The organism is Buttiauxella ferragutiae (assembly GCF_022637515.1).
GTDB lineage: Bacteria > Pseudomonadota > Gammaproteobacteria > Enterobacterales > Enterobacteriaceae > Buttiauxella > Buttiauxella ferragutiae.
Window position 1 is genome coordinate 2,897,708 of sequence record NZ_CP093332.1, and the last position, 26,091, is coordinate 2,923,798.

The following is a 26,091-nucleotide window of genomic DNA, read 5'->3' on the forward strand; positions in this document are numbered from 1 at the left end:
GGTTAACCCTCCAGCCCGAGCATACGACGCACCGCAGACACATCGCTTTTGTGATGCGCAAAGTCGTCAAAGGCATAATCGGCAACCGGAATAATATGATCGGCGATAAATTTTGCCCCTTCGCGCGCCCCCGCATCGCCTGATTTCAGGCAACACTCCCATTCAAGCGTAGCCCATCCGTCATAGTCGTATTGCGCCAGTTTGCTGAAAATTGCCTTGAAATTAACCTGCCCGTCCCCCAGCGAACGAAAGCGACCTGGGCGCTCAATCCACGGCTGATAACCCGCATAAACGCCGCTTTTTGCCGACGTCTGAAACTCGGCATCTTTAACGTGAAAGGCTTTGATTCGCGCATGGTAATGGTCGATAAAACCGAGGTAATCGAGGTGTTGCAGCAGCATATGGCTTGGATCGTAGAGAATATTGCAGCGCGGATGGTTATCGACCAGTGCCAGAAAACGCTCGAACGTGACGCCATCATGCAAATCTTCGCCGGGATGCAGCTCAAAACAGACATCAACGCCCGCCTCGTCAAAACTGTCCAGTATCGGTTTCCAGCGGAAAGCCAGTTCACGAAACGCTTCATCAAGCAGTTGTTCGTTGCGCGGCGGCCATGGGTAAAAATAGGGCCACGCCAGCGCGCCAGAAAAAGTCGCGTGGGCATTTAGCCCTAAATTTTGTGAAGCGCGAGCCGCTTGTTTCAGGCTGTTGACTGCCCATTGTTGACGGGCACTAGCATCGTGCGCCAGTTCAGGCGGCGCGAAGCCTGCAAATGCCGCATCGTACGCCGGATGCACGGCCACCAATTGCCCTTGCAAATGGGTCGATAACTCGCTGATTTCCAGCCCAACATTTGCCAGCATTGCGCGAATTTCTGCACAGTATTCCGGGCTTTTCGCCGCTTTGGCGAGATCAAAAATATGCGGTAAGTGTGTTGGGATTTGTAGCGCTTTGTAACCTAACCCCGCCGCCCACTCGGCAAGGGATTCCAGTGAATTAAATGGTGGCTTATCCGTAATAAACTGCGAGAGAAAAATGGACGGCCCTTTCAGGGTTTTCATTACAACATCTCCTTAATTAACACCGTGCGTTGTTCACGAACCGCAAGATCCGCCGCCAGCACCACAGCGAGGCTTTCAATCGCCTGCTGCTGATGCAGTGACAAATCGCTATCATCAAAAATGGCACGGGCAAAAAACTGTTGTTCCCGTTGGCACAAGGCAAAATGGTCCGGTTCATCGCTTGCTGTCACCCATTCATCCTGGTAAGCAAACTCGCCCTGCGCGTTTAATTCGGCGTGATGAATGCGTAACGATTCGGTACGTGTGTGCGCCTCAACATTTGCCGATTGCCCTTCGCCCCCGGCTTCGCGCGCCACGATCGACACCGAACCTTGCGGGCCAATTACATCTTTAATAAAGAAGGCCGTTTGGCTCATCATCGGCCCCCAACCCGCTTCGTACCAGCCAACTGAACCGTCTTCAAAACGCACCTGAAGCTGGCCGTAGTTGAACTGTTCTGGTGCGATATCGTCGCTTAAACGCACGCCAATCGCACTCACCGACAGCGGACTGGATTGCGCCATCTGGCACATCACGTCAAGGTAATGCACACCGCAATCGACGATAGGCGAAAGCGACTGCATCAGCATTTTGTGGGTGTGCCAGGCACTGCCGCTACTTTGCTGATTGAGGTTCATGCGCATCGCCAGCGGTTTGCCCAGCCCGTGCGATAGCTGAATAAACCGCTGCCAGACAGGGTGATGGCGCAGAATGTACCCGACAACCAGTTTCTTGCCCGCAAGTTTCGCGGTAGCAACAACACGTTTCGCCCCGCTCACCGTGGTGGCGAGCGGTTTTTCCAGAAACACATGGCAACCTGCCGCCAGTGCCGTCAGCGCCAGCGCTTCATGGCTATCCGGCCAGGTAGCGATGCACACCGCATCAGCCTGGGTTTCTTTGATTGCCTGCGGCAAATCATCGAACAGAGGAATGTCGGCCGCCAGTTGTGCTTTGAGGCGAACTTTTGACGCTCCGCGAGCCACCAGCCCGCAGAGCGTAAACTCATCGACTTGCTGATACGCGAGGCTGTGGGCAGCCCCCATATTCCCGCAGCCCACAACCAACACGCGCAGCGGCTTATTTGCCATGCTGCTCACCCTCTTTGTAATTGAAGCTGAAGAAGAAGATGGCGGCGATCACCACTGCTGCAATCGCTGGCATCCACCAGAATTGTTGCCATTGCAATAAGCCCTCCGCACCTTTCGCAGTCACTGAGCGGTTAAATACCGCGCCGCTGATTTGCGAACCAATCAACATGCCAAGACCGTAGGTGAACAGCACCAGCAGGCTTTGCGCTTGCCCTTTCACTTTGTTGCCCGCCACTTTGTCGGTGTAGATAAAGCCAATCACAAAGAAGAAGTCGTAACAGACCCCGTGCAGGATGATGCCGATGTAGATCATCCAGCGGGTTTCTTCGGTGATCCCCAACGCGAACATGGCGTAGCGCAGGAACCACGATAACATGCCGATCAGCAGCATCATTTTGATGCCCAGACGACGGAAGAAGAAGGGAATCAGCAGCATAAACAGCAGCTCAGACATCTGACCAAACGCCATCACCCCACTCACATTTTCAAAACCAACCGCTGAAATAAACGGTGCGGCGTAGGCGTAATAAGCCGCCAGAGGAATCGAGATCAGCGTGGCGCAGATGATAAACACCATAAAGTGGCGCTGTTTGAGCAACGCAAAAGCGTCGGCACACACCAGGTCACGCATTGAAAGCGGTTTGCCGCGATCCGGCGCGGGGGTATTTGGCAGCGTAAAGCTGTAGATCCCCAACACCACCGAAGCGATGGCCGCCAGCGTGAAGATGCCGGTGCTATCTGAAAGACCGCTGGTGCCGACAATCAGCCCCGCGACAATCCAGCCGATGGTGCCGAACGCACGCACAATCGGAAACCCTTTTTCGCTGTTTGCCAGGCTGTGGAACGCCACGTTATTGCTCAACGCGATGGTTGGCATGTAGCAAAGCATGTAGGCGAAGACAACCCACAACAGGCCACTCTGCCCGCTTTCAAACATCCCTGGCAGCCACCACAACAACGCCGCGCCGACCAGGTGCAACACGCCGAGCACCTTTTGCGAGGCAAAGAAACGGTCGACCAACATGCCGAGCACAAACGGCGACAAAATCGAGGCGATTGGCCCAGTGGAATACGCATCACCAATTAATGCGCTCAGGCCGTATTTGCCCATCACCACGCCGAGGGTCACATACCAGGCACCCCAGACGAAAAACTCGAGAAACATCATTAACGACAAGCGTGGAATCACCCATTTATGAGTGACCACTTGTGCCCCAACGGCCGACTGAGAAGACATAAATCCTCCGGTACAGAGTATTGATTTAAGGGTAAGAGGTTATTTTTGTAATCGATTACATTCGCACTTCAATAAAAATGTAATCGATTTCATTTAACTTGCCATCATGCTGGTGAATTATTTGGTAGTATCAATTCAAATCTGGAATGCGGTTCACAATTCAGCCGATCGGGCAAAGGATCAACATGTCGATAGATAAAGTGGCGCGAATGGCTGGGGTTTCTACCGCCACCGTATCCCGGGTGCTGAATGGCAACCCTGCGGTGAAACCCGAGACGCGCGACAAAGTGCTGGCGGCAATTGAGGCCTGTGAATACCAACCTAACCTGCTGGCGCGCCAGTTGCGCACTTCACGCAGCCGCATGTTGCTGGTGCTGGTGTCCAACATCACCAACCCCTTCTGCGCCCGTGTGGTGCGCGGTATCGAAGAAGAAGCGGAAAAACACGGTTACCACATTCTGCTGTGTAATTCTGAATCGCGCCTGACCCGCGAATCGGCCTATTTGCGCCTGTTGAGCGGCAAAGTGGTCGATGGTGTGATCACTATGGATGCCGTCAGTTGTTTGCCTGGATTAACGACGCTAATCGGTGACTCGCCGTGGGTACAATGCGGCGAAGGCGACCCCGGTTATCGTGCCTCGTCGGTGACTATTGATAACTTTAAAGCGGCTGCCGCTGCCGTCGACCACCTGAACAGCGCGGGTTACCAACGCATCGCTTTGATTAACGGCGATTTGCGTTATCTCTACTCCCAACAACGTGAAGCGGGTTATCGCGCATCCTGTGGCAAAAACTGGCAAGCGGTGGTGTATGCCGATGGCCTTGAATATCAGGCAGGCGTGCAGGCAATGGCCGAACTGTTCACCCTGCCAGAACCGCCGGATGCGGTATTCGCGATATCCGATGCACTGGCCGGTGGTGCGCTGCATTACGCCCATGAGCAAGGCCTGCGTGTACCTGAAGATGTGGCGATTATGGGCTTTGATGGCGTACCGTTTGGCGCAGTGACCTTCCCTCCTCTCACCACCATCGAACAACCGATGCACCAGCTCGGTGTGCGTAGCGTGCAATTATTGCTCGAGCGTATTGATAACCCGGAAGTCGAAACCGTGAATGAGATTCTGGACTGGAAGCTGGTGGTGCGTGGGTCGGTGTGACGTCTATAAGTAGTAAGAAAAAACCCCGTTCCTTCGGGGTCTAACACTTTATATAAAAAGGTTAAAACTCACGCTCCAAAACTATCGGGAAGTAGTTTAATCTCAGCCAAGTACTTTCATGGCTTCTTCAAGTCCATAACCAAAATAATCGGTCAAATAATCTGAATTAAAATTCTGGTCTTTCCAGCAGTTTTCTAATGGCAGACTGACCAATTCCGTAAATGGCTCGTCGTATTTATTGGTTATTTTAGGGCGTTTAGAAACATCGAGATTATTGAACCCTTCAACCAAAGCAGGTACGTTTTCAGTTTCTACGATAACAAATTTAGCACCCACAGCTTTTTTATGGGTAATCTCATTGCCCCATGGTTGATGGTTTTCAAGTTTAATACCCGTTTCTTCTTCAAGCTCACGAATAACGGTACCGAAGCTATTTTTATCTCTATTTTCAAATTTCCCGCCGGGGAGATGATATCCACGGCGTTCCTCGGGTGGATTTCCCGACTTGCCACCTTTGGCAACGAGCACGTATTTCCTATCAGTGAGTATGAGATATATTTTAGCCATAATTAATTCCTGTGTTTATATATGAACAACTCTCACCTCACAGGCAAAGACTCAGATTGCCTGTGAGGGAGATTCTTATGCTCAGCTAATTAAATGTATTTTCTACAATGAAGTTATTTTATTGCTGAAAACATCTAGTGACTTATGACCAACTGATGGTTCAAATTGCTCGTGTGAATCAAGATCTAATGCAAAATCAGATACGTGATTAAGAGGTTTTGATTTTGGATTGAATACATAATAGAGATCCTGGCATTTTTTAAGCATGCCAGCAGTATCAATGTCTTTATTTTCTGCTTTAACCGTCACTTGATATACCTGGATAAAATCATTCAGTGTGACTTTGCTCATGTCGACAATTGAACGGTAGAGCACAAATGAGCTGACCTTATCGCATTTTGATTTCAATGATGTGGATGTCACCGTGCGTGACCACCCAGCAAAATCGAGGCGAACCATTGATGCACCTTCAAGAATAGCGCAATACCTGAGTACTTCGCTTTCAGAACCCTCAGTTGAACCAAAAAGAATATTGACAAACCCACTAACTATTGTTGCAACAGCAGATTTATTGTCGCCTGCAACGAAATCTGATACCGAATTATTCACAACGTCAGTAATATTTTTTGCATTATCTGACGTAAAAGCTTTTGTTTGATAAATAAAAGATTGTATTGAACTTATGGGAAACGTTCTATTGGTACCAAGCCCTGCCCCTAATAAATCTGTGTTTATTTTTTCTGCGTAATATTGAGTCTTTGACTGACCCAGAGCCATGAGAGTATCAAGATGAGCTGAGCACTCATCCCTTAACTCCGGGGATAGATCTTGACCAAGCAATGCTTTAGTAATTGCAGCCATAATGACATCTCCAATAACTATTAAACATCAGGAATGTTATTTTTTAAAATCGAAACTATTAATTTCGTCATTAACAATAACAAGATTGTTGGTGAAATTGAATTATGATTCCGCTGGCTTGCTGCATATATAATACTTTCAGTTGACACCAGCGATATTTCTAAATCTTTTCGCTGATATTTTTGTAACAAAAAAAAGATAACAGATCAAAATCAATAATTTCGCCGCTGACAAAAAATATTATTAATTATATCTTGAGTGTAATCATTCTGTGGTCACATCCCATTAACAAGTAATATTCCCAATTAATTCAGTACCGACCAGGTAGATCAAATCTCCCCGTGAAAATTTTGATCGCTTCTATACTGAAAACAAAGGTATTCTTGCAAATACATTCATAGAACTCATGTTCGTTCAATGGGGAGACTGGGAGCAACATGACGGTGCCATACTCTTATGCTTTGCCCATTATTGCTGCGCTGTCGTTAGCCAGCCCGGTGAGTTATGCCGTTGATGCGAGCCGCCCTAAAAAGCATGCTGATGCGGTACTCGCGCTAATGAGTTACACCGTCTGGCCGGATATCACCGCCAGCGATCTGAATATCGATAACGGTACCAGCGGGACGCAAGAGCTATCCATTACCCAGTTCGGCGGTGGCGCAACCATCAGCAAGGAAGTTCCTCTCTATCTTGAAGGGACGATGGGTTACAGCCGTTATGACCCGCAATTTGTCCTTTCCGACGGGACCCAAAGCCGCAAAATCCCGACCAAATGGAACAGTCTAACCGCCACGGGTGGCGTTGGCTGGGATTTTCACGTCTATACCGATAGATGGGGTGGCAACCTGGTATTGCGCCCAATCTTCAATTTCATGCTCGGCACCATGGCCAGTGACCTACGCATTGGCACTTATGTTTTCAAACGACGTACTAATAAAGATTTTGATTTTCTGAATGGTGGGCGGCTCAATGCCTATGGTTTGGGCGGTTCGCTGATGCTCGATTATGAATTGTTCTCAAAACCTCAGGATATCGATATCGAGTTGCGTTATTCCGACATGACTCTGCGCAGTTTTGGCAGCACATCCGAAGCCGTCAGAGGCGAGGCCAACACGCAAAATCTGGGCGTTTATCTGCGTCGTCGTGCTCCTGTCTCGGACTGGACGTTGCTCAATAAGCCGCTACGTTATGTTCTGGAAGGGGCACATACCGAGTATTTGGGGGAGCAACGTGGGCAACTCGGTTTTAATAGTCTGACATCGATGGGGTTAGGGTTCGAGCTAGATAGCAGTGATTATGATGTTTTCATCACCCGCACAAGACTGGTGGCGCGTTATATGTTTGGTAATAACACCAATGGTTACGGTTTAGGATTGGCGATGAGTTTTTAAGGCGGGTTGATTTTGCAAAGCCTGGGAGTTGCCACCCAATCATGTGCACAACATCAGATTGCAGAAATAACGGTTAGCTCAACTACTATTTAAAAAACGTTGATATATCTCAGATGTCATCGAAGCAAACTGGGATACATCAACGGTTGCAGCTTATCTTATACATACCAGTACACGACATTTGTATACAAGCCGGAATTACTCAACCATAAAGTTCATGTGATGCACACGCAAGTTATATTTTTCAACAATAATCTTAGTTGCATTCATACTCGCGATGCGTTGCTGTGAGTTTAACGCTTGTTCCATCGCATTTTTATTTTCATAACTGTGCTGCATCATCAAAATAACACTCTGATGTCGCTCAGACTCTATAAATTCTGGCTTACTCAATACAACACCTTTATTACCAGGGAAAGTACGAATAATTGGTGCAACTTCTTTTTCCATATAATTGTAAAAGTCTATTTTTTCTTCATTGTTTAAATCAGCTTCAAAAAAAGCAGTTCTTATAATAGTCATATATTTATCCTACTGAGTTAATAATTTATCAGTGAAAAAATCCGAATGGTTTATTGTTTGAATAAATTAAAGATAAAAGCCTGCTTTATTGGCTGTTTCTTGCAATGTCTTCTTGGCTTCTTTAATGTTTTCAAACCATTTGTCATCTTGAGCCCACATTTCAATAACAAAAGGTGAGCAATAATCCATAGCGGCTAGAGTTTTAAAAATTGAGAAAAAATCAACCTCACCTTCACCAATCACTAAGTCGCGGAACTGGCCTTTAGACGTACTAGAAACACGACGAGTATCTTTTAAGTGGACTTGAATAATATGGTCTTTTGACAACATTAACTCAGTACACACATCATAATTCCAGCCAGTTATATTCCCCACATCAGGATAGGCCATGAAGTAAGGGGATGGGATTTCACGTTTCAGAACTTCAAATTTACTTAACGAGTTTAAATATGGCGTATCCATAATTTCCACGCCAAGCATTACACCCGCTTTTTCTGCCATTTTCGCAGCTTGTTTCATACCATCAATAAAGCGCAGGTGTGTACTCTCAGATTGAGGTTCATAATAAACATCGTAACCTGCCATCTGAATGCAACGAATACCAAGTTTATAGGCTAATGTGATCGCCTTTTCCATAATAGAAAGCGCTTCCAGGCGAATAGTTTCGTCCATAGAGCCAAAGGGAAACTTTCTATGCGCGCTTAAACACATGGACTGCAATGGCATGCCATGCTTTATGCATAAATTACGTAACTCATATATCTCTTCATCAGACCAGTCCAGTCGGGCTCTTCGCTCATCTGTCTCATCAACTGAAATTTCAACGAAATCAAAGCCAGCATCTTTGGAGTAGAGTAATCTATCTTCCCAACTTAATGTTGCTGGCATTGCTTTCTCATAAATCCCTAGCCTGTATTTTTCAGTAAAGTTAATCACTTGATCCTCCATAATTTAAGTGCTGTTGAATTCTATCAGTAAATACTTTTACTTTATCAGCGATCACCGAATAACCAATCTGCCGCATTTTAGGTGTCAATGTAGACACGCTCACCGCATAAACAGGTGTACCATTTTTGTCAAGGATGGGAACGGCTATACAGGATATTCCAGCCTCATTTTCTTCATCATCAATTGCATAACCTCGGACTTTAATCTGCCCAAGAGTATCAAAAAAAGGTTCTTTGTCTAAAATAGTGTTTTCTGTTAATTTCTGCATGACACTGGAGTTTCGTTGCCAATATGACTCTTTCACAGCATCAGTACTAAATGCTAAATAGCACTTACCTGCTGCAGAACAATACATAGGTGAATGCAATCCAACATAAGTACGGGTTCTAAATGAAGCATCTCGAGGTTCAAGTTTATCCTGGAAAATTATATTATCTGCATCAAAGGATAAAAAATTAACGGTTTCATTTAATTCAGAAAGTAATTCGGATAGGTAGGGTTTAACAACCCCAGTAACGTCTGAATTCAATGCTGCATGGCCTAATTGCATCAACTTCATCGTCAAACGATATTCTTTTCCTGAAAACATCTGGGCAACATAGCCAGATGACTCAAAGGTAGAAAGAACTCTATGAATAGATGACTTATTAAAGCCAGTCCCCTCAGATATATCCTGTAAAGAAACACCGTTAGGATACTGCCCCAAATACTCAAGGATAGTTAAGGCTTTAGATAGTGATTTAATTTGCTCACTCATAAATGTCTACCAATGTTTTTTAATTTCACTATGAAAATGTTGAGCGATATCTGGACCATCTGAATCAGCTAAAGCTCTGCCGGCAATAAATGCTTTAACATTGATGCCCTTGAATAAATGAATATCTTCCGGAACAATGCCACCCGTGATGGAAAGCTCTAATCCTAATTCAGATAGTTTTTTAAGTTTTACCAGATCATCTTCTGTCCAGTTTACTCCAGCTAATTCAGCATCACGAGATCTATGGTAAATAGCTTGTCTTACTCCCATTGCTACCCAATCTCTTGCATTATCATAGGTCCAGTTACCATAAAGCTCTATTTGAACTTCGCCTTTAAACTCATCAGTTATCTTTTTAGCTGCGCGAATAGTTTCTATATGTGCAGCAGCACTGACAGTAACCCAGTTTGCCCCTGCCTGCATGGCTAAACGCGTTAAAATGGCGCTGGCATCAGTAATTTTCATATCACAAACAATGATATGGTTTGGATACTTTTCACGCAAAATAGCAACACAATCAATACCATACGAAAAGGCTAAAATGGTACCAACTTCAATAACATCTAAATCTCTTGATACCAATTCAACAGATTTTAATGCAGATTCAATCGTTGTGGCATCAAGAGCCATTTGCAGTAAGGGCCTGGTCATCTTCATGATTCCTCGAATTCTTTGAAAAGTTGTACAAGCTTCTGATATTTATTATATTTATTCTGGAATTTGATAAAATTATCAGAATCTGGCTTAAATTGCACTGTTTGTGTTTGAATATTTTTAACGCAATCACTGACAGTTGGATATTCATCGGCGCCAACCATAGCAACAATAGCCGCACCTAACGCACCGGTTTCATCTATATTTAAGACTTCAACCGTCATACCGCTCAAATCTGCTAGCATTTGCATCCATGTTCTACAAGAAACAGGGCCTCCTGTTACTTTCAGAACTTTAGCCTCTGGAAATCTAATACGCATTCGTTCTAAATGAACATTATGACAAAATAAAATACCTTCCCATATTGCCTGGATTATATGTCCTTTGGTGTGGTGCGCTTGTAAACCATAGAAACCAGATTTGAGACCTAGTCCCTGATTAGAACCATACAAAAATGGAACAAAAAATACACTGCTAGATGCAACCTCTAGATCTGAAACCAAGGCCTCATTACCTTTATGATTAAAGCTACCATTTTCCCCAAGATAGTTTGAAAACCACTCATAATTCCCTGCCGAGGTAGGGCTCGCTTCATGTATAACATATTCATCAGTGATTGCATGACGACCATAAACGAAATTATATTTTTCTTGAGTAATTGATTTTGTAATCCCGGAGGTTACTGCCCATGTCCCCATTACATAATTAAGTGAATTTTCACCAGAGTTAATACCTGAGCATAATGCCGTTGAGACTACATCAAATAGGCCACCGAAAACAGGCGTTCCAGCAGACAACCCTGTTTCTTTTGCAACCTCTTCAGTAATATAACCACCGATATCATTAGAATTAATTATTGGTGGTAATGCACTCCATACTTCTTCAATGCCAAATAAATGTAATAAATCTAAATCATACTTTCCTGTACGGGCATTAAAAAAATTACTTTCAGACATATTAGTAATTTCAGCGGCAATGACATCTGTAAAACGATAACGAAGATAGTCATGAGCCATCAAGATTGAACCAATATTGCAGTAAGTATCGGGCTGATTATCTTTAAGCCAGCGAACAATCGATACAGGATGTCCAGTCCATAATGTCTGTAATGTTTTTTGATAAACAATATTTGGCAACCCTTCACTCACCCACTTTTTCACTATTGGTAATGAGCGTGAGTCTGAAGACATAATTCCTCGTTCTAAACCATGCCCTCTTTTATCAAGTAAGTAAACACCTTTACCTTGTGCCGAAATGCCCAATCCTTTAATTTTTTTTGGGTCTATTGCCGTTACGGTTAATAATTCTTTAATTGCAATGACTGCATCATTCCATAATGCATTCAGATCACGTTCGACCCACCCTTGCTTTTCATTAATAACACTCGCTGATTTTCTTACTAACCCATGCTGATTGCCATGCGCATCAAACAGGGCCGCTTTCATAAAAGTCCCACCGGAGTCCAAGCCAATGTAATAATTCATAGCACCCCCGCTAATAAATCATTATGTATCTTCACCACTAACTTTCTAACAAATTCAGGTTCTTTATTTATTACATTTGTTATATGAACTACATTTGGTGTAAATAAATAAAACTCACCAGGCATTGCATTCATAATGTTTAAATTAACACAATCAGACTCATAGAATAAAATATCTCTTGTATCATTATAATCACCGAAGTGTGGATGATTTCCTGTGTCTATTGACCAAGCCATTAACTCGGTGCCTGACAACAAAATTTGTAAGTCTGAGTGATACTTATGAACTTCCGGGTGAAAATCAGAAAGTGGACTCGTATGGTACTCCAAAATCACAAACCAGAGTTTCTTTGAGTCATATCCATCAAGTTCATGCCTACCAAGAGGCAACGAACTTAAATCAATTTCATTTAATTTTGACAATACATCGTTCACCACAAAAGGATAACTTTCCGATATTGAATTTTTTTTAACATTTCCAACCAACATATAATTATCCCTTTTACAAATAAGATGAAGAATTAATGACAAAATTTGAACATTATTTTGATAAAAACCCTACTACGCAATCAAGAACCTTACTTGTTCAGCATGATTAGTTCGTATAACAAACCCAAAATCATTTAATGTCATGCTCAGCATTTAGCACTGCTCCATAGAGATTAAATATCAACAAATTAACATCCTAACTGATGACTATTTTTGACCATAATATGAGTTTTTACCATGCTTACGATTGTAATGCTTATCTAATAAAGCAGGATTGATCATTATGCTTTCATTAATCACCCTGGTAGAAATGGCCATTGCCGCGACTTCCTCCAAAACAACTGCATTATGCACAGCATCAAAGGCATCTTTCCCCCAAGAAAATGGAGCATGGCCAGCGATAATGACACCAGGCATAGCATGAGGATCTAAATTATTTTTGCTAAATGTTTCAACAATGACTAACCCTGTATTTTTTTCATACTCAATATTGATTTCATCATTCGACAACTGTCTGGTGCAGGGTACATCACCATAAAAATAATCTGCATGTGTAGTTCCTAACGCAGGGATATCTAATCCCGCTTGTGCCCACACAGTTGCATTACGTGAGTGAGTATGAACAATACCACCAATACCCTTGAATGCTTTATATAACTCCAGATGTGTAGCCGTATCACTTGAGGGATTTAGATCCCCTTCAATACGATTGCCATCTAAATCAACAATAACAATGTCATTGACATTCATAACATCATATTCAACACCAGATGGTTTTATAGCAATAACACCTCTATCTCTATCAATTTCAGAAACATTTCCCCACGTGAAAGTTACCAGTCCATATTTCGGCAACTGGAGATTGGCTCTTAACACACGTTCTTTTAGATCATTAAACATTTAACACCATCCGTTTAGTTAAATTAAAGAAAATAAATAGTCTAACTATGCACCAACAGGAAGACTATTTATTTAATGCCGTTGCAGATTATTGAACTGCGGCTTGAATTTCCTTAATCATGGCATCACCATTTGTTTTGATGTAAGAGTTCCATGCTGGTTTTGCGGCGACCTGGAATGCAGCACCATCAACGTCTCTATTCACTTTCATTCCGTTTGATTTAAGCTCGCTGATCATTGTATTTTCTTTTTCAATACTCAACTTACGCTGCAAATCTACGGCCTCTTTAGCAACATCAGTAATGATTTTTTGATCTTTTGGACTCAGCGTATTAAATTTTTTATAGTTCATTGTTACAACTAAAGGTGAATATGCATGCTGTGTCAGGCTTAGGTATTTTTGAACCTCATAAAATTTAAATGAAAGGGTCACACCTAGAGGATGATCTTGCGCATCTACAACACCGGTTTCCAATGCGCTATACAATTCAGCTACAGGAAGTTGCTGTGGATTGGCTTTAAGCTCGTTAAACATATCATTAAGTGCTTTAGAATCATTCACACGCATCCGCAAACCAGAGAGATCTGTTGGCTCTTTAATTGGTCCACGATTGTTAGTTATATTACGATAACCATTTTCTGGATACCCCAACCCTTTCAGGTTCAGCGCTTCCATTTTTGAAAATATTTCACTCCCTGGTTTTCCATCAAGTGCTTTATATGCTTCCACTCGGGTTGGGAAGATAAATGGTAATTCGAAGGCAGCCGCTTCTGGAATTATGCCTGAGTAGTTATTCAGCCCAACCATGGAAATATCTACAATGCCAGAACGTGTTCCATCAATCATTTGCTTATCATTACCTAACTGGCCTTGAGGGAAGACATTGACTTTAATCTCCCCATTAGTCCGTAATTCTACTTCTTTTTTAAAGAATAATGACATATTTTGCTGAAGGTCTGATTCAGGCGCTGCATGAGCTAATTTTAATGTGGTTTGGGCAATGGCTGATGAACAAAATGCCAGAGTTGATACGATTCCAACTATTTTATATAAATTTTTCATACTCTCTCCTTAGTGTAATTAACCAATTACAAGTTGCATTGGTACTGTAATGATTTCCGGAAACAGAACGAACATCGTTAAAAGCATCAAGTATGCAGCAATAAATGGTATAACCCCTTTAACCGCTGTAGACATTTGAACTTTAGCAACACCACATACTACATTTAATACCGTGCCAACTGGTGGTGTAAGTAGGCCAATCGAACAATTAATAACAAACATTAAACCAAAGTAAGTTGGGTCAATTCCAGCCAATTTTACGATTGGCATTAATAATGGGACCAGTATCAAAATTGTTGGACTTAGATCCATTACCATGCCGACACAAAGTACTAGCAACATAATGACGGCCATTAATAATCTTGGACTATCCACCAACGGTCCTAACATTTCGGCTAATTGTTGTGGCAACTGAGCAACTGTTATCAACCATGCCGCAACCATCGCACAGCCGACCAGGAACATCACCATAGCTGTAGACCTGCCAGCCGCCAATAAAATGTGGAAGAATTTTTTAAATGTCAATTCGCGATAAATAACTGTCGATACGAATACTGCATATGCAGCTGCAACAACAGCGGCCTCGGTTGGTGTAAAGATACCAAAGCGAATACCAACAATAATAATGATTGGTAGGAATAATGCCCAAATACCATCCTTCAATGCTGCTCTTTTTTCTTCTTTACTTGCGCGTTCTACAACATCTAATTTTTCTTTTTTTGCTATGTGTCCCCAAACAAGCATCAGGGTTAACCCCATTAGCAAACCAGGAATAATACCGCCCAAGAATAAGTTTTTAATAGAGATGCCACCGGCAACACCAACGAGGATTAATGGTATCGATGGTGGAATAACTGGGGCGATAATACCGCCAGATGCCAGCAATCCCATTGACGAGCCTTCAGGATATTTTCCAGCCTTCATCATTGGGTAAAGGATACTTACCAATGCTGCGGCATCCGCCACCGCGGACCCAGATAAGCCAGCCAGTAACACAGAGGTCAATATTGCGACATAACCAAGACCACCTTTTCTATGCCCAACATACGTAGTTGCCAAACGAACTATTCGTGTAGACAAACCACCCGTTGACATGACCTCCCCTGCCACTAAGAAAAATGGAATAGCTAGTAAAGTGAAACTATCGACCCCATTCAGCAACCCTTGAGCTAGAATATCTGCACTAAACATATCCATATGGAACATCAATGCGATGGATGATAATAACAGTGCAAATGCAACTGGCAAACCGAGCAGTATTGATATAATTAGTACTGATAAAAATATCGCCAAAGTCATTGTTTACTCTCCATCTCATCTAAATCCAATAACCAATCAGGGCTAATAATTCGGACAAGTGCAATGATTGTCATTAATGCGCCGGATACTACACCTGCTAATGCGAATAGTGCCGTTGGTAATCCAGTCAGTTGTGATACATCTTGCCAGGTTGACATCATCTGTTGATGTGAACCGATTAATAACATTCCCACTGATACTAAAATCACCACTGAACAAATGCGTCTTAATATTGGTACGCATTTAGGCATTAATTTTTCTGTAAATTCAGCAACAGCAAGATGCTCGCCTCGACGTAATACAACGGCAGCACCGAGCATTACAACCCATACAAGACCTAAGCGAGATAATTCTACTGATGGACGTAAACCTGAAGAAAATCCATAACGCAAAGCTACATTGGTAAAAACAAGTACGATCATGCAAGCTAAAATGGCAGCCATAAATATATCGATGCAGTCCCAGACCCACTTAAATACTTTTCGCATAGCGCCCTCCTGGTTTCGATATTTTTACAATGATTTAATTTGTTCCCAAATTTCATCATGAATTTCGATCCCACCGGCTTTTTCGTGTTTATCAATAAATTTTTCAATTTCCGAACCAGCAATCATAACTGACCCGGTTTCCGCTGGTTCAGAAGCTAATACATAATCACGAATGCGCTTCATTTCATTTGTAAATTGGTCTTTTTCAATAGTTCTGGAGAGGTCAATTGCAATTAAAAATTGAGATACACCAAATTCCCCGCCCATATCTTCGGTCAATGCAGGCACAGAATTACCGCCAGAAATGGCTGTCAGCATCATATCCAGCACTATTGCCATAGAAGATCCTTTCCAGAATCCCATTGGCAGTAATCGCTTATTCTTCCATAAAACATGAGGGTCTGAAGTCAGTTCGCCGTTATCATCAAAACCACCAACAACAGGTAACTTTTTATCTTCAAGGACATAATTTTGAAGTTGCCCGTAGGAATACTGACTCATTGAGCAGTCAACTAAAACTGGTGGATCACCAGCAATTGCCATAATTAGAGGGTTTGATCCTACTCGGTGGTCTTTTCCGCCCCATGCAGGCATCACTGCAATAGAGTTTGTTGAGGCAATACCAGCAAAACCCTCACGGGCCATTTTTAAAACATACGTTCCACCGCGCATCCAATGATTAGAGTTGCGCATTCCGACCATGCCAATACCAAACTCGCGAGCCAGTTCCATTGCACGCTCGGAACAAATCAAACCATTCAATACACCAGGACCAAATTTACAATCCCATTGCTCAAGTGCGCCCATGCTGTTTACACATTCAGGGGTGTTGTTTAACTGTATTTGTCCCTTATCTACTTGATCAATAAACACAGGGAAGCGATTTATACCGTGTGAATAAGTCCCTTCATTTGCCATTTCGACAAAACCAGCAGCAAGTTTTGTCGCCATTTCAGGCTTCATATCCCTGGCCAGCAAAACGCGCTCATATTCTTCCTGCAGTTTCTTAGTTGTCACTAATGCCATTTTATTATCCTGTAAATTCCATAATGCGGAATCAGGACTATCTATAATTCCGTTTTCTTTGTCATTATTTCCATTTGGGTTTCATGACAACATGCACAAAAAAACATCTTTTGTGATGAGTATCACCAGTAACTTGTTAAAGAAGTGTTGAAATTTTGCTTGTAATAAGCTCACTAAAAACACATATCGATTACAAGAAAATCACAAAACAGAGACGTGATAATGAAAATTAAGAAACAAGTTGGTAACAAATGGAATTTCATCGCGGGATTTTGCATTGCACTACACTGGATTTATCAGTTCGGACTGTACCTGAAGTACTGCACAACAAGTCATTCGCCAAACCCGTAAAGAAAAAGATGGCAGCCGGGTACACCTGTATCAGGCATTTGACTTACTCTGCCATGATGCTCGGCTCAGACATATTGAGGATGAACGCAAGAACAGTATTTTTGAGGTGTGCTAGCAAAAGGGACACTTTGCTTATTAGTGTGTCCAACTTTCTGGGTTTACTGCAAAATTGGTGGATGTCACGTGCACTAATCTCCCCTACAAATCCACAGCAACAGCGGTTTTTGTAGGTCGGGTTAGCGTTAGCGTCACCCGACACATTTCGAATAATTACTTCAAGGCTTCCGGCAACTTAATCACCCACAGCTCGTTTTGCGATTCGGGTTTATCCAGCGGTTTTATGGAGACTTTTGTGGCATCGGACTTGTCCACGACCGATTGCAGACCGAAATCGTTGTCATTAATCACCGCGATGGTTTGGTTATCGATCAGCGTCATACCTTCAGCTTTCTCTTGCTGCCAGCCGAGTTTGCGCAAATCGACCACCTGCTTTTTCTCTGCCAGTTTGATGCCACGCGCTGTCAGTTGTGCCGCATCATCAAATTCAGGCGCTTTTTCTTTATCGAAGGTGCTCAAGTCGCTAGCCTGGCTGAGATCGACGACATAAACCAGATTGCGCATTACTTTGTTTTTATCGCCTCCCTGTTCGATTACCAGCAGGCGGTTATCGTCCAGCGCCACAATGTCGCCAATTTTGGCGTCTTTGGCTTTCTTATAAACATCGACATCAATTGGGTAGCCATACATCACGGTTTGCCCCGTTTCCGGGTTGAAGCTCACCAGTCGAGTAAACTGCGCACTGTTTTTACTTTTACCGTCGATATCCAGCGTGCTTTGCACCGCCGCAATAATCCGCCCATCAGGCATCCGCGTAATACCTTCAAAACCACGGTTAGCCTGGCGCCATTTCAGGATATTCGGTAATCCACCCGCAACACCCTGCTCGCCTTGTTCTGCCTGCGGGCCGTATTTTTTGAGGATTTTTCCTTTGCCGTCGATGTTGATAATGAACGGGCCGTATTCATCGCACAGCCAGTAACCGCCTTTGCCATCTGGCGTAATGCCTTCGGTATCCAGCCCGCGTTTGTCGCTCGACAATGGCTGTAAAGTATCGCTGAGCGCGATTTCATTGGTCGCACCAATCAACCCTTCCGGCAGTGGCAAACCGCTGATTGGGCCGTTTTCGTCGTGCAATGCATGGGCATCAGTCGCCAGCGCTTTGCCATCAGCCACGCGGATGGTCATCAGCAGCGGAGTGTATTTAGGATTGGCAAAAATCTTTGATTCTTTGTCGCCGACTTTTGGTGAATCAGCATTGGGGCCGCGATCGGTAACGGTGGCAAAAAACAACTTGTCACCCTCTTTACCCATAAACTGCAAACCCGATCCCACCCCAACCGGCAATCCATCAGGGAAATTAGCAGCATAGGCGCCCTGATATTCAACATGGTCACCTTGCGGAAATGTGACAATGTAACGTTCAACTTGCGGATCTGCCGCCTGACTTGCCAGAGGGAATAAAGAGGTCAGTAATAACGCAAAAGGTTTTAATTTCATGCTGTTCGCTTCTCTTGTTTTTGGTCACCCATTTTGGTTTTACAAGATATAAAGCAGCCACATGACACAAATATGACTATTCTCTGGCGTGATTATTTCCGTGGCTAAATATCCCGCCCTTCTTGCCGATAACCTTGTTGTACTGGCTGAAACGAGTCAGATTATTTTTTCAACATAAGGGTATCGCATGTCCGTCAGGCGTTTTTCGATTTTAGTTTTCAGTACATTACTGATTATTTTTCTGGTTAGCACTGCATCCAACATCTGGTCATTAACTCGTAGCAATCAATCTCTGGATAACGTCAACCGCGAGATCCGCGTGGTGTTATCGGTCATTGACCCTATTAACCACAGCCGCACGATGCGTGTTCGCGCTATGGAAGCGTTAGAAGAACATGAGCAAGGGTTGAGTGAGCAAGGGAATACCGCACTCACCGGGGCGCAGGGGGTGTTGGTGAAGGCCAACTCTGCGTTTCAGGCATATCTTGATGCACCGAAACAACCAGGTGAACAAGTGCTGAGCGATGCTTATCAGAGTGCATTTGTTAACTATCGCGAGCAAGGTTTGCAACCGTTGCTTGATGCCGTGAAAGCCAACGATGCCGCGCGAGCTCGCGCTCTGGTGACGTCTACACTGCCACAACTCGACAGGCAATTTGAGGTGACGCTGGATAAACTGCTGGCATTTCGTCAACAGCACGCCCAGCAATTGAACCAGGATGCGCAGGCCAGTTTCAATCAGAGCCTGATGAGCATCGCTGTTTTTGCCCTGCTGTTCGCCGTAATTCTTGGCGCAGTATTCTGGCTGTTGAAAAAACGGGTATTGAACGAGCTGGATAAGGCGAAATCACACTGTACGGAAATTGCTAACGGCATGCTGCATACGCCGATTGTCGCCACCGCCAAAGATGAAATTGGCGCGATGATGCGCGAACTGGAGCAAATGCGTGTTTCGCTGGCGAGTATTATCGGCCAGGTACGTGAGTCGAGCCAGACCGTGGCTTACGCCTCTGAAGAGATAGCCGCAGGCAATACCGACTTGTCTGCCAGAACCGAAGAACAGGCGGCATCACTGGGTGAAACGGCGGCCAGTATGGAGCAGCTTACCGTTACGGTGAAACTGACCTCTGACCATTCACATCAGGCCAATAAACTGGCAAGCGGCATGTTGGTTGCGGCTAATGACGGCAACGAAATCGTCAGTGATGTGATTGATTCAATGCGTAATATTGAGTCCAGCTCCAGCAAAATCGATAATATCATTAGCATCATTGAAGACATCGCTTTCCAGACCAATATCCTGGCGCTGAATGCAGCGGTAGAAGCCGCGCGGGCTGGCGAACAAGGGCGTGGATTTGCCGTGGTCGCATCTGAAGTACGCAACCTGGCGCAGCGTTCGTCCGTGGCCGCCAAAGAGATCAAAGAGTTAATTGAGTTGTCTGGCGAGCAAGTGAATATTGGCAGCAACCTGGTGAACCGTGCAGGCGAAAGCATGCAGCGTATTTCTAACGCGATTAAGCAAGTGACCAGTTTGATGGAAGAGATTGCGGTGTCTACCGGAGAACAGAGCCGTGGCATTGAGCAAATTAACCAGGCCGTGGTGCAAATGGATGTGGTAACACAGCAGAACGCCGCGTTGGTGGAACAAGCTTCCGCTGCGGCGATGTCACTAAAAGAGCAGTCACAGGCGCTAAATGAAACAGTAGCGGTGTTTAAGCTGGCGTAAGTATTGTGAAAGTGGTGGATGACGCGCAAGCGCGTATCCACCCTACAACACCGAATCCGACAAAACCGTTTACCACACCTTTTGGGCAAGCTCCGTCACCAGACGAACTTTAATCCACTGCTGCTCAGGCGTCAGGCTATTGCCCTCTTCGGTGGAGGCAAATCCACACTGGGGGCTCAGGCAAATTTGGTTGATATCGACATATTTCGCCGCTTCTTTGATTCTGTCTTCAATCAATTGTGGGTTTTCCAGCTCACCATTCTTGGTGGTGATCAAACCTAAAACCACCTGCTGATGACCCGGACGCACAAAGCGCAGCGGTGCAAAGTCGCCCGAACGATCATTGTCGTATTCAAGGAAGAACGCATCGACGTTCACGCTGCCAAACAGCACTTGCGCAACTGGCTCGTAACCCCCTTCGGAAATCCACGTTGAACGGAAATTACCGCGACAAACGTGCAGGCCGATGGTCAAATCGTCCGGTTTGCCTTCCAGCGCTTTATTCAGCACTTGCGCATAAATCTGTGCGAGTTGGTCTGGATCATCACCGCGAGCGCGGATTTCTGCACGCTGGGCGTCGGAACATAAATAGGCCCACACGGTGTCATCAAGTTGTAGATAGCGGCAGCCTGCGGCGTAAAACGCCTGAATTGCATCACGCCATGTGGTGGCGAGATCGTCAAAATACTCTTTTAAATCAGGATATACCGTACTGTCGATGGCATTGCGGCCACCACGGAAGTGCAGCACACTCGGGCTTGGAATGGTCATTTTCGGCACTGCGTTACCGCTGATGCTTTTCAGATAGCGGAAATCTTCCAGCATCGGATGCGAACCAAACCCCAGTTTACCGATGACGCGCACGCTGTGCGCTTTGGTTTGCACGCCGTTGAACTGAATGCCTTGCTCAGATTCATAACGCTCCACACCTTGCAGACCGTCAAAAAAGTCAAAATGCCACCAGGCGCGGCGGAACTCGCCATCCGTCACCACATGCAGGCCACAAGCGCATTGCTGCTCAACTGATGCGCGGATGGCGTCATCTTCCACTTTGCGCAACTGAGTGGCGTCAATCTCACCGGCAGCAAATGCCTGACGGGCGTTTTTGATGGTGGCTGGGCGTAAGAAGCTACCGACAATGTCGGCACGGAATGGCGCGCGATGTGGCAAAGAGTGTGGCATGTGATTTCTCCGCTGACCTGGCTAACTAATTTAGCGAGGTGATAATTCATGGTTTGAATATTTAGCCATCTGGACGGCCATATTATGTAACGGAGAATGGCAGATGCGCGACTTGAGGACAAACGAAGATCTTTCATGGTTATTGAAAATAATTCATGTTGTTAACCCAGTGTGAAGTGCAAGTTGATCTGCGTCACAGTTTGCCGTTAAATATGATGTCCTGTTTTTGAGCCTCCTGATTATGATTGTTCGTCCGCAGCAACACTGGTTATTCCGCTTATTTGTCTGGCATGGCTCGGTTCTACAAAAAATCTATTCGCGCCTGCTGCTGAATGTCGCGTTGTCGATCAGCGTGATTTTCTTTCTACCGTGGTATGAAACGCTCGGCATAAAACTCACCATCGCGCCCTTCAGTATTCTCGGCGTGGCGATAGCGATATTTTTGGGTTTCAGAAATAGCGTCTGTTACGCCCGCTTTAACGAAGCCCGTACGCTGTGGGGGCAACTGGCGATTACTCAGCGCTCATTATTACGCGAGATCAAAAGCCTGCTGGGCAACCATGAAAACCAGGTCACGGAGTTTGTGAATTTGCAGATTGCGTTTAGCCATGCTCTGCGGCTGACATTGCGTAAACGCCCGTCTGAAGAAACACTGAAAAAATTCCTCACCAATGATGACTTACAATGGGTGATACAAAGCCACGCACCTTGTAATCGCGTATTGCTGTTGATGGGAGACTGGTTAGCCGATAAGCGCAAACAAGGCTTAATTTCCGACGTGGTGTGGAGCGCTTTGAATCATCATCTTAACGATCTTTCGGCGGTAGCCGGAGGTTGTGAACGCATCGCCGGTACGCCAATCCCGTTCGCCTACACGCTGATTCTGCATCGCACTGTGTATCTGTTTTGTATCATGCTGCCGTTTGCACTGGTCACCGACCTGCACTACATGACACCATTTTTGTCGGTGTTTATTTCCTACACCTTTATTTCGCTCGACACACTGGCAGAAGAACTGGAGGAGCCGTTTGGCACCGAAGACAATGACCTGCCGCTGGATGCCATCTGCAACACCATTGAGCGGGATTTACACGATATGGATGAGAATGAGCATCTGCCCGAGAAGTTGCGCCCAAATCGCCATTATCGGCTGAGCTAACAATACCCGTCATACTTCGAGTTGATGATGCGTTGGCTATGTTCGCTCACCCAATTCACTTAGTTGACTAAGCTCATCGGGATTCGCTCTCTTGCCGCCTTTCCTCAACTCGAATTATTTAGGGTATAGGTAGATTAGATTTGGCCCACAAAATCACGTTTGCCTAACGGCACGCCCGCCTGGCGCAGGATGTCGTAGGCGGTGGTGAAGTGGAAATAGAAGTTTGGTGTGGCAAATTTATACACGTAGTTGCGCGCGGTGAAACGCAGTTCGTGCTCGCGTGCCATCACCACAATTTGGCGCTCGTCATCACCATCGAGTTGCGCATCGCTAATCCCTTTCATGAACGCGATGGTGGCTTCGATACGCGCCTGAAGCTGCGCAATCGTGGTTTCGTTATCTTCCATAACTGGCGCTTCAACGCGGCCGAGGCGTGCAACGGCACGTTTTGCCATATCGGTGGTGATTTGCACCTGGCGCACCAGCGGATACATGTCTTCTGCAAGTGCCGCCGTAAGCAGGCTCTCTTCCGATTTGCCGTTCTCTTTCGCCCACTGGGCGGCCTTCTCAAGGATGGCAGACAAATTGGTTAAACCAAGAATGAACTGCGCATTAGTTTCACTGTAAATCGACATTGTAACTTCCTTTAGACATGACAAAGTGATGGCAAGATTACACTCACTTCTCGCCTCACGGATAGCGAATTCCGCGCTCAGGCGAAGCTAAATCCTTCATCTACCCAACCGGTAATCCCACCAATCATTATTTTCACCGGACGCCCCAGGCGCGCTAATTTTAGCGCCGCGCGGTCTGCTCCGTTGCAATGCGGCCCGGCGCAATAAACCACAAACAAGGTATCTGCCGGCCACTGCGCCATGCGCTCAGCTGATATTTCACGATGCGGCAAATGTAGCGCTCCAGCAATGTGGCGACGGGCATAAGCTTCAGGGCTGCCGACAACATGCAGCAGCACAAAATCCATATCCCCTTCTTTCATCGCGCTGTGTACATCATCGCAATCAGTTTCAAGGTTCAGGCGCTGAAGAAAATGAGCGGCGGCAATTTCTGGGGCGGCAGCGGGAAAATCAGTAACGTGACTCATAAAACCTCCTCGTAGTGGTGAGATCTCACTATAGAGCGCAGCGTGTAGCTTGACGTATGGCAGAAATGACAGATAACGTGAAGATCATGACAATCGTTCGGGATACACCTTTGCAAAACCCTCTTGTTGTTGCACTAGCGTATGACGGCCTGTGCACCTTTGAATTTGGTGTGGCAGTGGAAGTGTTTGGCCTGCCGCGTCCGGAAATGGGCGATAACTGGTATCGATTTGCGGTGGCGGGTATTGAACCTGGTGAACTCAGAGCGACCGGTGGTATACGCATGGCGGTGGATGGTGGGCTTTCTCTGCTAGAGCAAGCCGGAACCATTATTGTACCTGGCTGGCGCGGTGCCGACGCACCGGTTCCCGAAGAACTCTGCACAGCATTACGTGCGGCACATTCGCGTGGCGCACGGATTATGTCGATTTGTTCCGGTGTGTTTGTGCTGGCAGCCAGCGGTTTGCTCAATGGATTACAGGCCTCAACGCACTGGCGTTATACCGAAAAGCTGCAACAACGTTATCCTGATATTCAGGTGATGCCGGATGTGTTGTATATCGATAATGGCTCGGTGCTGACATCCGCTGGCAGTGCCGCAGGCATTGATTTGAGTTTGCATCTGGTGCGGCGTGATTACGGCCAGTTTGCCGCCAACAGCGTGGCGCGCAGGCTTGTCGTGCCGCCACATCGCGTCGGCGGCCAGGCGCAGTTTATCGAACAACCGATACCTGCTGCTTATGAAAGCCAGCGCCTCAGCCCGCTATTTGATTTTTTGCAAAGTCATCTTGCCGATGAGCATACCGTTGAGTCACTGGCGGCGTTTATCGGCATGAGCCCGAGAACTTTTTTGCGCCGTTTTGCCGCGACTACCGGCACCACACCCTCACGCTGGTTGCTGAACATGCGCCTGACACGCTGCCGTGATTTACTGGAAAGCAGCACGTTGTCCATCGACGACATTGCTGAGCGTGTCGGCTTTGGCAGTGCCGCCACATTACGCCATCATTTCCGCGCTAAGCTGTCGACCACTCCCGCGGCATACCGCAAAGCATTTACTTCAGGTAACGAAAAAATGATTACTTGACGCTAAACAACGTGATAGAGATAACGGCATTATTTTATTAGTTCAGCAGATGAATTTATCTGGAGTAGATATGCGTAAATTGAATGTGTGGTTTTTTTCTGCGGCCCTGATGGCCGGTTCTTTACCTATGGCGTTGACCGCTCAGGCAGCAGATGCTCCGGTTGCAACTCCTGCTGCAGAGGCTCCGGTTGCGGCCCCTGCACCACAAAACTCTTATGAAATCACCGAGTTCCATGCCGATTATAAGCCATTCAAAATTGGCGACATCGTACCGGATCTGTACCGTACTAAACCCTATCAGATTGATGCCTGGAAAATCAGAAACCTGCCAGCCCCGGAAGCGGGTAGCCACTGGACGTACATGGGCGGCAACTACGTGTTGATTAGCGACGCGGAAGGGAAAATTTTACGCGCTATGAAAGGTGAGATTTTTTATCAGCACTAAGTAACCGCAGAACAAACCGAGACTGATGCTAAACCTTTTCGTAGGTCGGATAAGCGCTAGCGCCATCCGACAACACCTGTCTAGTGACCCCGGTAATCCACCGGGGTTTTATTTTATCCGGCAGGCAATAGTTTAAGCACTGCGCATGGTTTTAATCTTCGAGTAACCGTACTCAAAAATCATGTCAGTGGTACACATAAAGACAATCACATCGCCCGACCCGCACTCTTCCAGAGTTTCGTTTAACTCCGTATCAAACTCTTTTGACAACTGCGGCATCAGCATCTGCATATCGCCTGGATAGTCCTCATCTTCGTCTGCTGGCATATCTTCAATTTTTGAACCGCGCACCACATAAACCAACACGTTTTTGTCGTTGAACACGATTGGCGCACGCAGATGCTTGCCCGTAGGATGCTTAGCCATGTTTTTTACCCTTTTGCTAATAGCCGAAATTTGGCGCTATCCTCGCAAAAGATGAGGAGAAAAGACA

Annotated in this window: 27 protein-coding genes; 6 read left to right on the forward strand and 21 right to left on the reverse strand. The window is 45.5% G+C overall.

The window, feature by feature from the left end; translation table 11 throughout:
- Positions 1-2: 2 nt before the first annotated feature.
- From MNO13_RS13325 to MNO13_RS13335, 3 genes are read right to left on the reverse strand one after another with little or no spacing between them, the layout of a single operon-like run.
- The gene (locus MNO13_RS13325; protein ID WP_232885947.1) at positions 3-1,061 is read right to left on the reverse strand and encodes a sugar phosphate isomerase/epimerase family protein; all 1,059 of its coding nucleotides are present in this window, start codon (positions 1,059-1,061) and stop codon (positions 3-5) included.
- Positions 1,061-2,149 (reverse strand): Gfo/Idh/MocA family protein, encoded by a 1,089-nt coding sequence (locus MNO13_RS13330; RefSeq protein ID WP_241938870.1) that lies wholly within the window; start codon positions 2,147-2,149, stop codon positions 1,061-1,063. The genes MNO13_RS13325 and MNO13_RS13330 overlap by 1 nt, the downstream gene beginning before the upstream one ends.
- Positions 2,139-3,386: an MFS transporter gene (locus tag MNO13_RS13335; RefSeq protein WP_064547020.1), complete on the reverse strand. Its 1,248-nt coding sequence runs from the start codon at positions 3,384-3,386 to the stop codon at positions 2,139-2,141. Before MNO13_RS13335 ends, MNO13_RS13330 begins: the two co-directional genes overlap by 11 nt.
- 185 nt (positions 3,387-3,571) lie before the next feature.
- On the opposite strand from MNO13_RS13335, the gene MNO13_RS13340 reads away from it, so the two are divergent.
- The gene (locus MNO13_RS13340) at positions 3,572-4,543 is read left to right on the forward strand and encodes a LacI family DNA-binding transcriptional regulator (RefSeq protein WP_232885949.1); all 972 of its coding nucleotides are present in this window, start codon (positions 3,572-3,574) and stop codon (positions 4,541-4,543) included.
- Between the two features lie 102 nt (positions 4,544-4,645).
- On the opposite strand, the gene MNO13_RS13345 is transcribed toward MNO13_RS13340, so the two are convergent.
- Entirely contained in the window at positions 4,646-5,110 is a 465-nt protein-coding gene (locus MNO13_RS13345) for an NUDIX domain-containing protein (protein WP_241938871.1), read from the reverse strand.
- Positions 5,111-5,212: 102 nt separating this feature from the next.
- Entirely contained in the window at positions 5,213-5,971 is a 759-nt protein-coding gene (locus MNO13_RS13350) for a hypothetical protein (RefSeq protein WP_064547028.1), read from the reverse strand.
- Between the two features lie 437 nt (positions 5,972-6,408).
- On the opposite strand from MNO13_RS13350, the gene MNO13_RS13355 reads away from it, so the two are divergent.
- Positions 6,409-7,362, forward strand: a complete 954-nt coding sequence (locus MNO13_RS13355; RefSeq protein WP_121813380.1) for a hypothetical protein — start codon at positions 6,409-6,411, stop codon at positions 7,360-7,362.
- A gap of 198 nt (positions 7,363-7,560) precedes the next feature.
- Here MNO13_RS13355 and MNO13_RS13360 read toward each other — a convergent pair whose 3' ends face one another.
- The 12 genes from MNO13_RS13360 to MNO13_RS13415 all read right to left on the reverse strand — a co-directional run bounded on the left by MNO13_RS13360 (position 7,561) and on the right by MNO13_RS13415 (position 18,899).
- Positions 7,561-7,884, reverse strand: a complete 324-nt coding sequence (locus MNO13_RS13360; RefSeq protein WP_241938872.1) for a hypothetical protein — start codon at positions 7,882-7,884, stop codon at positions 7,561-7,563.
- A gap of 66 nt (positions 7,885-7,950) precedes the next feature.
- Positions 7,951-8,832, reverse strand: a complete 882-nt coding sequence (locus tag MNO13_RS13365) for an L-ribulose-5-phosphate 3-epimerase (protein WP_064547033.1) — start codon at positions 8,830-8,832, stop codon at positions 7,951-7,953.
- Positions 8,813-9,589, reverse strand: coding sequence for an IclR family transcriptional regulator (locus MNO13_RS13370; RefSeq protein ID WP_064547035.1), 777 nt, complete (start codon positions 9,587-9,589; stop codon positions 8,813-8,815). Before MNO13_RS13370 ends, MNO13_RS13365 begins: the two co-directional genes overlap by 20 nt.
- A 6-nt stretch (positions 9,590-9,595) precedes the next feature.
- Positions 9,596-10,240, reverse strand: a complete 645-nt coding sequence (locus MNO13_RS13375; RefSeq protein ID WP_241938873.1) for a 3-keto-L-gulonate-6-phosphate decarboxylase UlaD — start codon at positions 10,238-10,240, stop codon at positions 9,596-9,598.
- A 2-nt stretch (positions 10,241-10,242) separates the two neighbouring features.
- Positions 10,243-11,727, reverse strand: a complete 1,485-nt coding sequence (locus tag MNO13_RS13380; protein ID WP_241938874.1) for an FGGY-family carbohydrate kinase — start codon at positions 11,725-11,727, stop codon at positions 10,243-10,245.
- A complete protein-coding gene (locus MNO13_RS13385; RefSeq protein ID WP_232885952.1) occupies positions 11,724-12,215 on the reverse strand; it encodes a NanQ anomerase/TabA/YiaL family protein in 492 nt (163 codons plus the stop codon). The genes MNO13_RS13380 and MNO13_RS13385 overlap by 4 nt, the downstream gene beginning before the upstream one ends.
- Before the next feature lie 207 nt (positions 12,216-12,422).
- A complete protein-coding gene (locus MNO13_RS13390) occupies positions 12,423-13,115 on the reverse strand; it encodes an L-ribulose-5-phosphate 4-epimerase (RefSeq protein WP_133521388.1) in 693 nt (230 codons plus the stop codon).
- An 88-nt stretch (positions 13,116-13,203) separates the two neighbouring features.
- Complete coding sequence (locus MNO13_RS13395; protein WP_241938875.1) at positions 13,204-14,178, reverse strand: TRAP transporter substrate-binding protein; 975 nt, start codon at positions 14,176-14,178, stop codon at positions 13,204-13,206.
- Positions 14,179-14,196: 18 nt separating this feature from the next.
- On the reverse strand, positions 14,197-15,477 hold the full coding sequence (locus MNO13_RS13400; protein WP_064547047.1) for a TRAP transporter large permease subunit: 1,281 nt from the start codon (positions 15,475-15,477) through the stop codon (positions 14,197-14,199).
- The gene (locus tag MNO13_RS13405) at positions 15,474-15,965 is read right to left on the reverse strand and encodes a TRAP transporter small permease (RefSeq protein ID WP_064547049.1); all 492 of its coding nucleotides are present in this window, start codon (positions 15,963-15,965) and stop codon (positions 15,474-15,476) included. Before MNO13_RS13405 ends, MNO13_RS13400 begins: the two co-directional genes overlap by 4 nt.
- A gap of 24 nt (positions 15,966-15,989) precedes the next feature.
- The gene (yiaK, locus tag MNO13_RS13410; protein WP_064547051.1) at positions 15,990-16,991 is read right to left on the reverse strand and encodes a 3-dehydro-L-gulonate 2-dehydrogenase; all 1,002 of its coding nucleotides are present in this window, start codon (positions 16,989-16,991) and stop codon (positions 15,990-15,992) included.
- 621 nt (positions 16,992-17,612) lie between these two features.
- The gene (locus MNO13_RS13415) at positions 17,613-18,899 is read right to left on the reverse strand and encodes an esterase-like activity of phytase family protein (RefSeq protein ID WP_237932656.1); all 1,287 of its coding nucleotides are present in this window, start codon (positions 18,897-18,899) and stop codon (positions 17,613-17,615) included.
- A gap of 187 nt (positions 18,900-19,086) precedes the next feature.
- On the opposite strand from MNO13_RS13415, the gene MNO13_RS13420 reads away from it, so the two are divergent.
- Complete coding sequence (locus MNO13_RS13420) at positions 19,087-20,625, forward strand: methyl-accepting chemotaxis protein (RefSeq protein ID WP_121813378.1); 1,539 nt, start codon at positions 19,087-19,089, stop codon at positions 20,623-20,625.
- A gap of 69 nt (positions 20,626-20,694) precedes the next feature.
- Here MNO13_RS13420 and MNO13_RS13425 read toward each other — a convergent pair whose 3' ends face one another.
- A complete protein-coding gene (locus MNO13_RS13425) occupies positions 20,695-21,807 on the reverse strand; it encodes a cobalamin-independent methionine synthase II family protein (protein ID WP_241938876.1) in 1,113 nt (370 codons plus the stop codon).
- A gap of 241 nt (positions 21,808-22,048) precedes the next feature.
- On the opposite strand from MNO13_RS13425, the gene MNO13_RS13430 reads away from it, so the two are divergent.
- Positions 22,049-22,966 carry a bestrophin family protein gene (locus tag MNO13_RS13430; RefSeq protein WP_241940067.1) on the forward strand — a complete coding sequence of 306 codons (918 nt, stop codon included), beginning with the start codon at positions 22,049-22,051 and terminating at the stop codon, positions 22,964-22,966.
- A gap of 134 nt (positions 22,967-23,100) precedes the next feature.
- On the opposite strand, the gene MNO13_RS13435 is transcribed toward MNO13_RS13430, so the two are convergent.
- Together MNO13_RS13435 and MNO13_RS13440 are read right to left on the reverse strand one after the other, a co-directional pair.
- The gene (locus MNO13_RS13435; RefSeq protein WP_064547062.1) at positions 23,101-23,601 is read right to left on the reverse strand and encodes a DUF1993 domain-containing protein; all 501 of its coding nucleotides are present in this window, start codon (positions 23,599-23,601) and stop codon (positions 23,101-23,103) included.
- A 77-nt stretch (positions 23,602-23,678) separates the two neighbouring features.
- On the reverse strand, positions 23,679-24,068 hold the full coding sequence (locus MNO13_RS13440) for a rhodanese-like domain-containing protein (RefSeq protein ID WP_241938877.1): 390 nt from the start codon (positions 24,066-24,068) through the stop codon (positions 23,679-23,681).
- A 65-nt stretch (positions 24,069-24,133) separates the two neighbouring features.
- Here MNO13_RS13440 and ftrA point away from each other — a divergent pair, with 65 nt between their 5' ends.
- Entirely contained in the window at positions 24,134-25,153 is a 1,020-nt protein-coding gene (ftrA, locus tag MNO13_RS13445; protein WP_232885977.1) for a transcriptional regulator FtrA, read from the forward strand.
- 70 nt (positions 25,154-25,223) lie between these two features.
- A complete protein-coding gene (locus tag MNO13_RS13450) occupies positions 25,224-25,598 on the forward strand; it encodes an RcnB family protein (protein ID WP_064547066.1) in 375 nt (124 codons plus the stop codon).
- Positions 25,599-25,730: 132 nt separating this feature from the next.
- Here MNO13_RS13450 and MNO13_RS13455 read toward each other — a convergent pair whose 3' ends face one another.
- Positions 25,731-26,024 carry a hypothetical protein gene (locus tag MNO13_RS13455; protein WP_064547068.1) on the reverse strand — a complete coding sequence of 98 codons (294 nt, stop codon included), beginning with the start codon at positions 26,022-26,024 and terminating at the stop codon, positions 25,731-25,733.
- Positions 26,025-26,091: the final 67 nt, after the last annotated feature.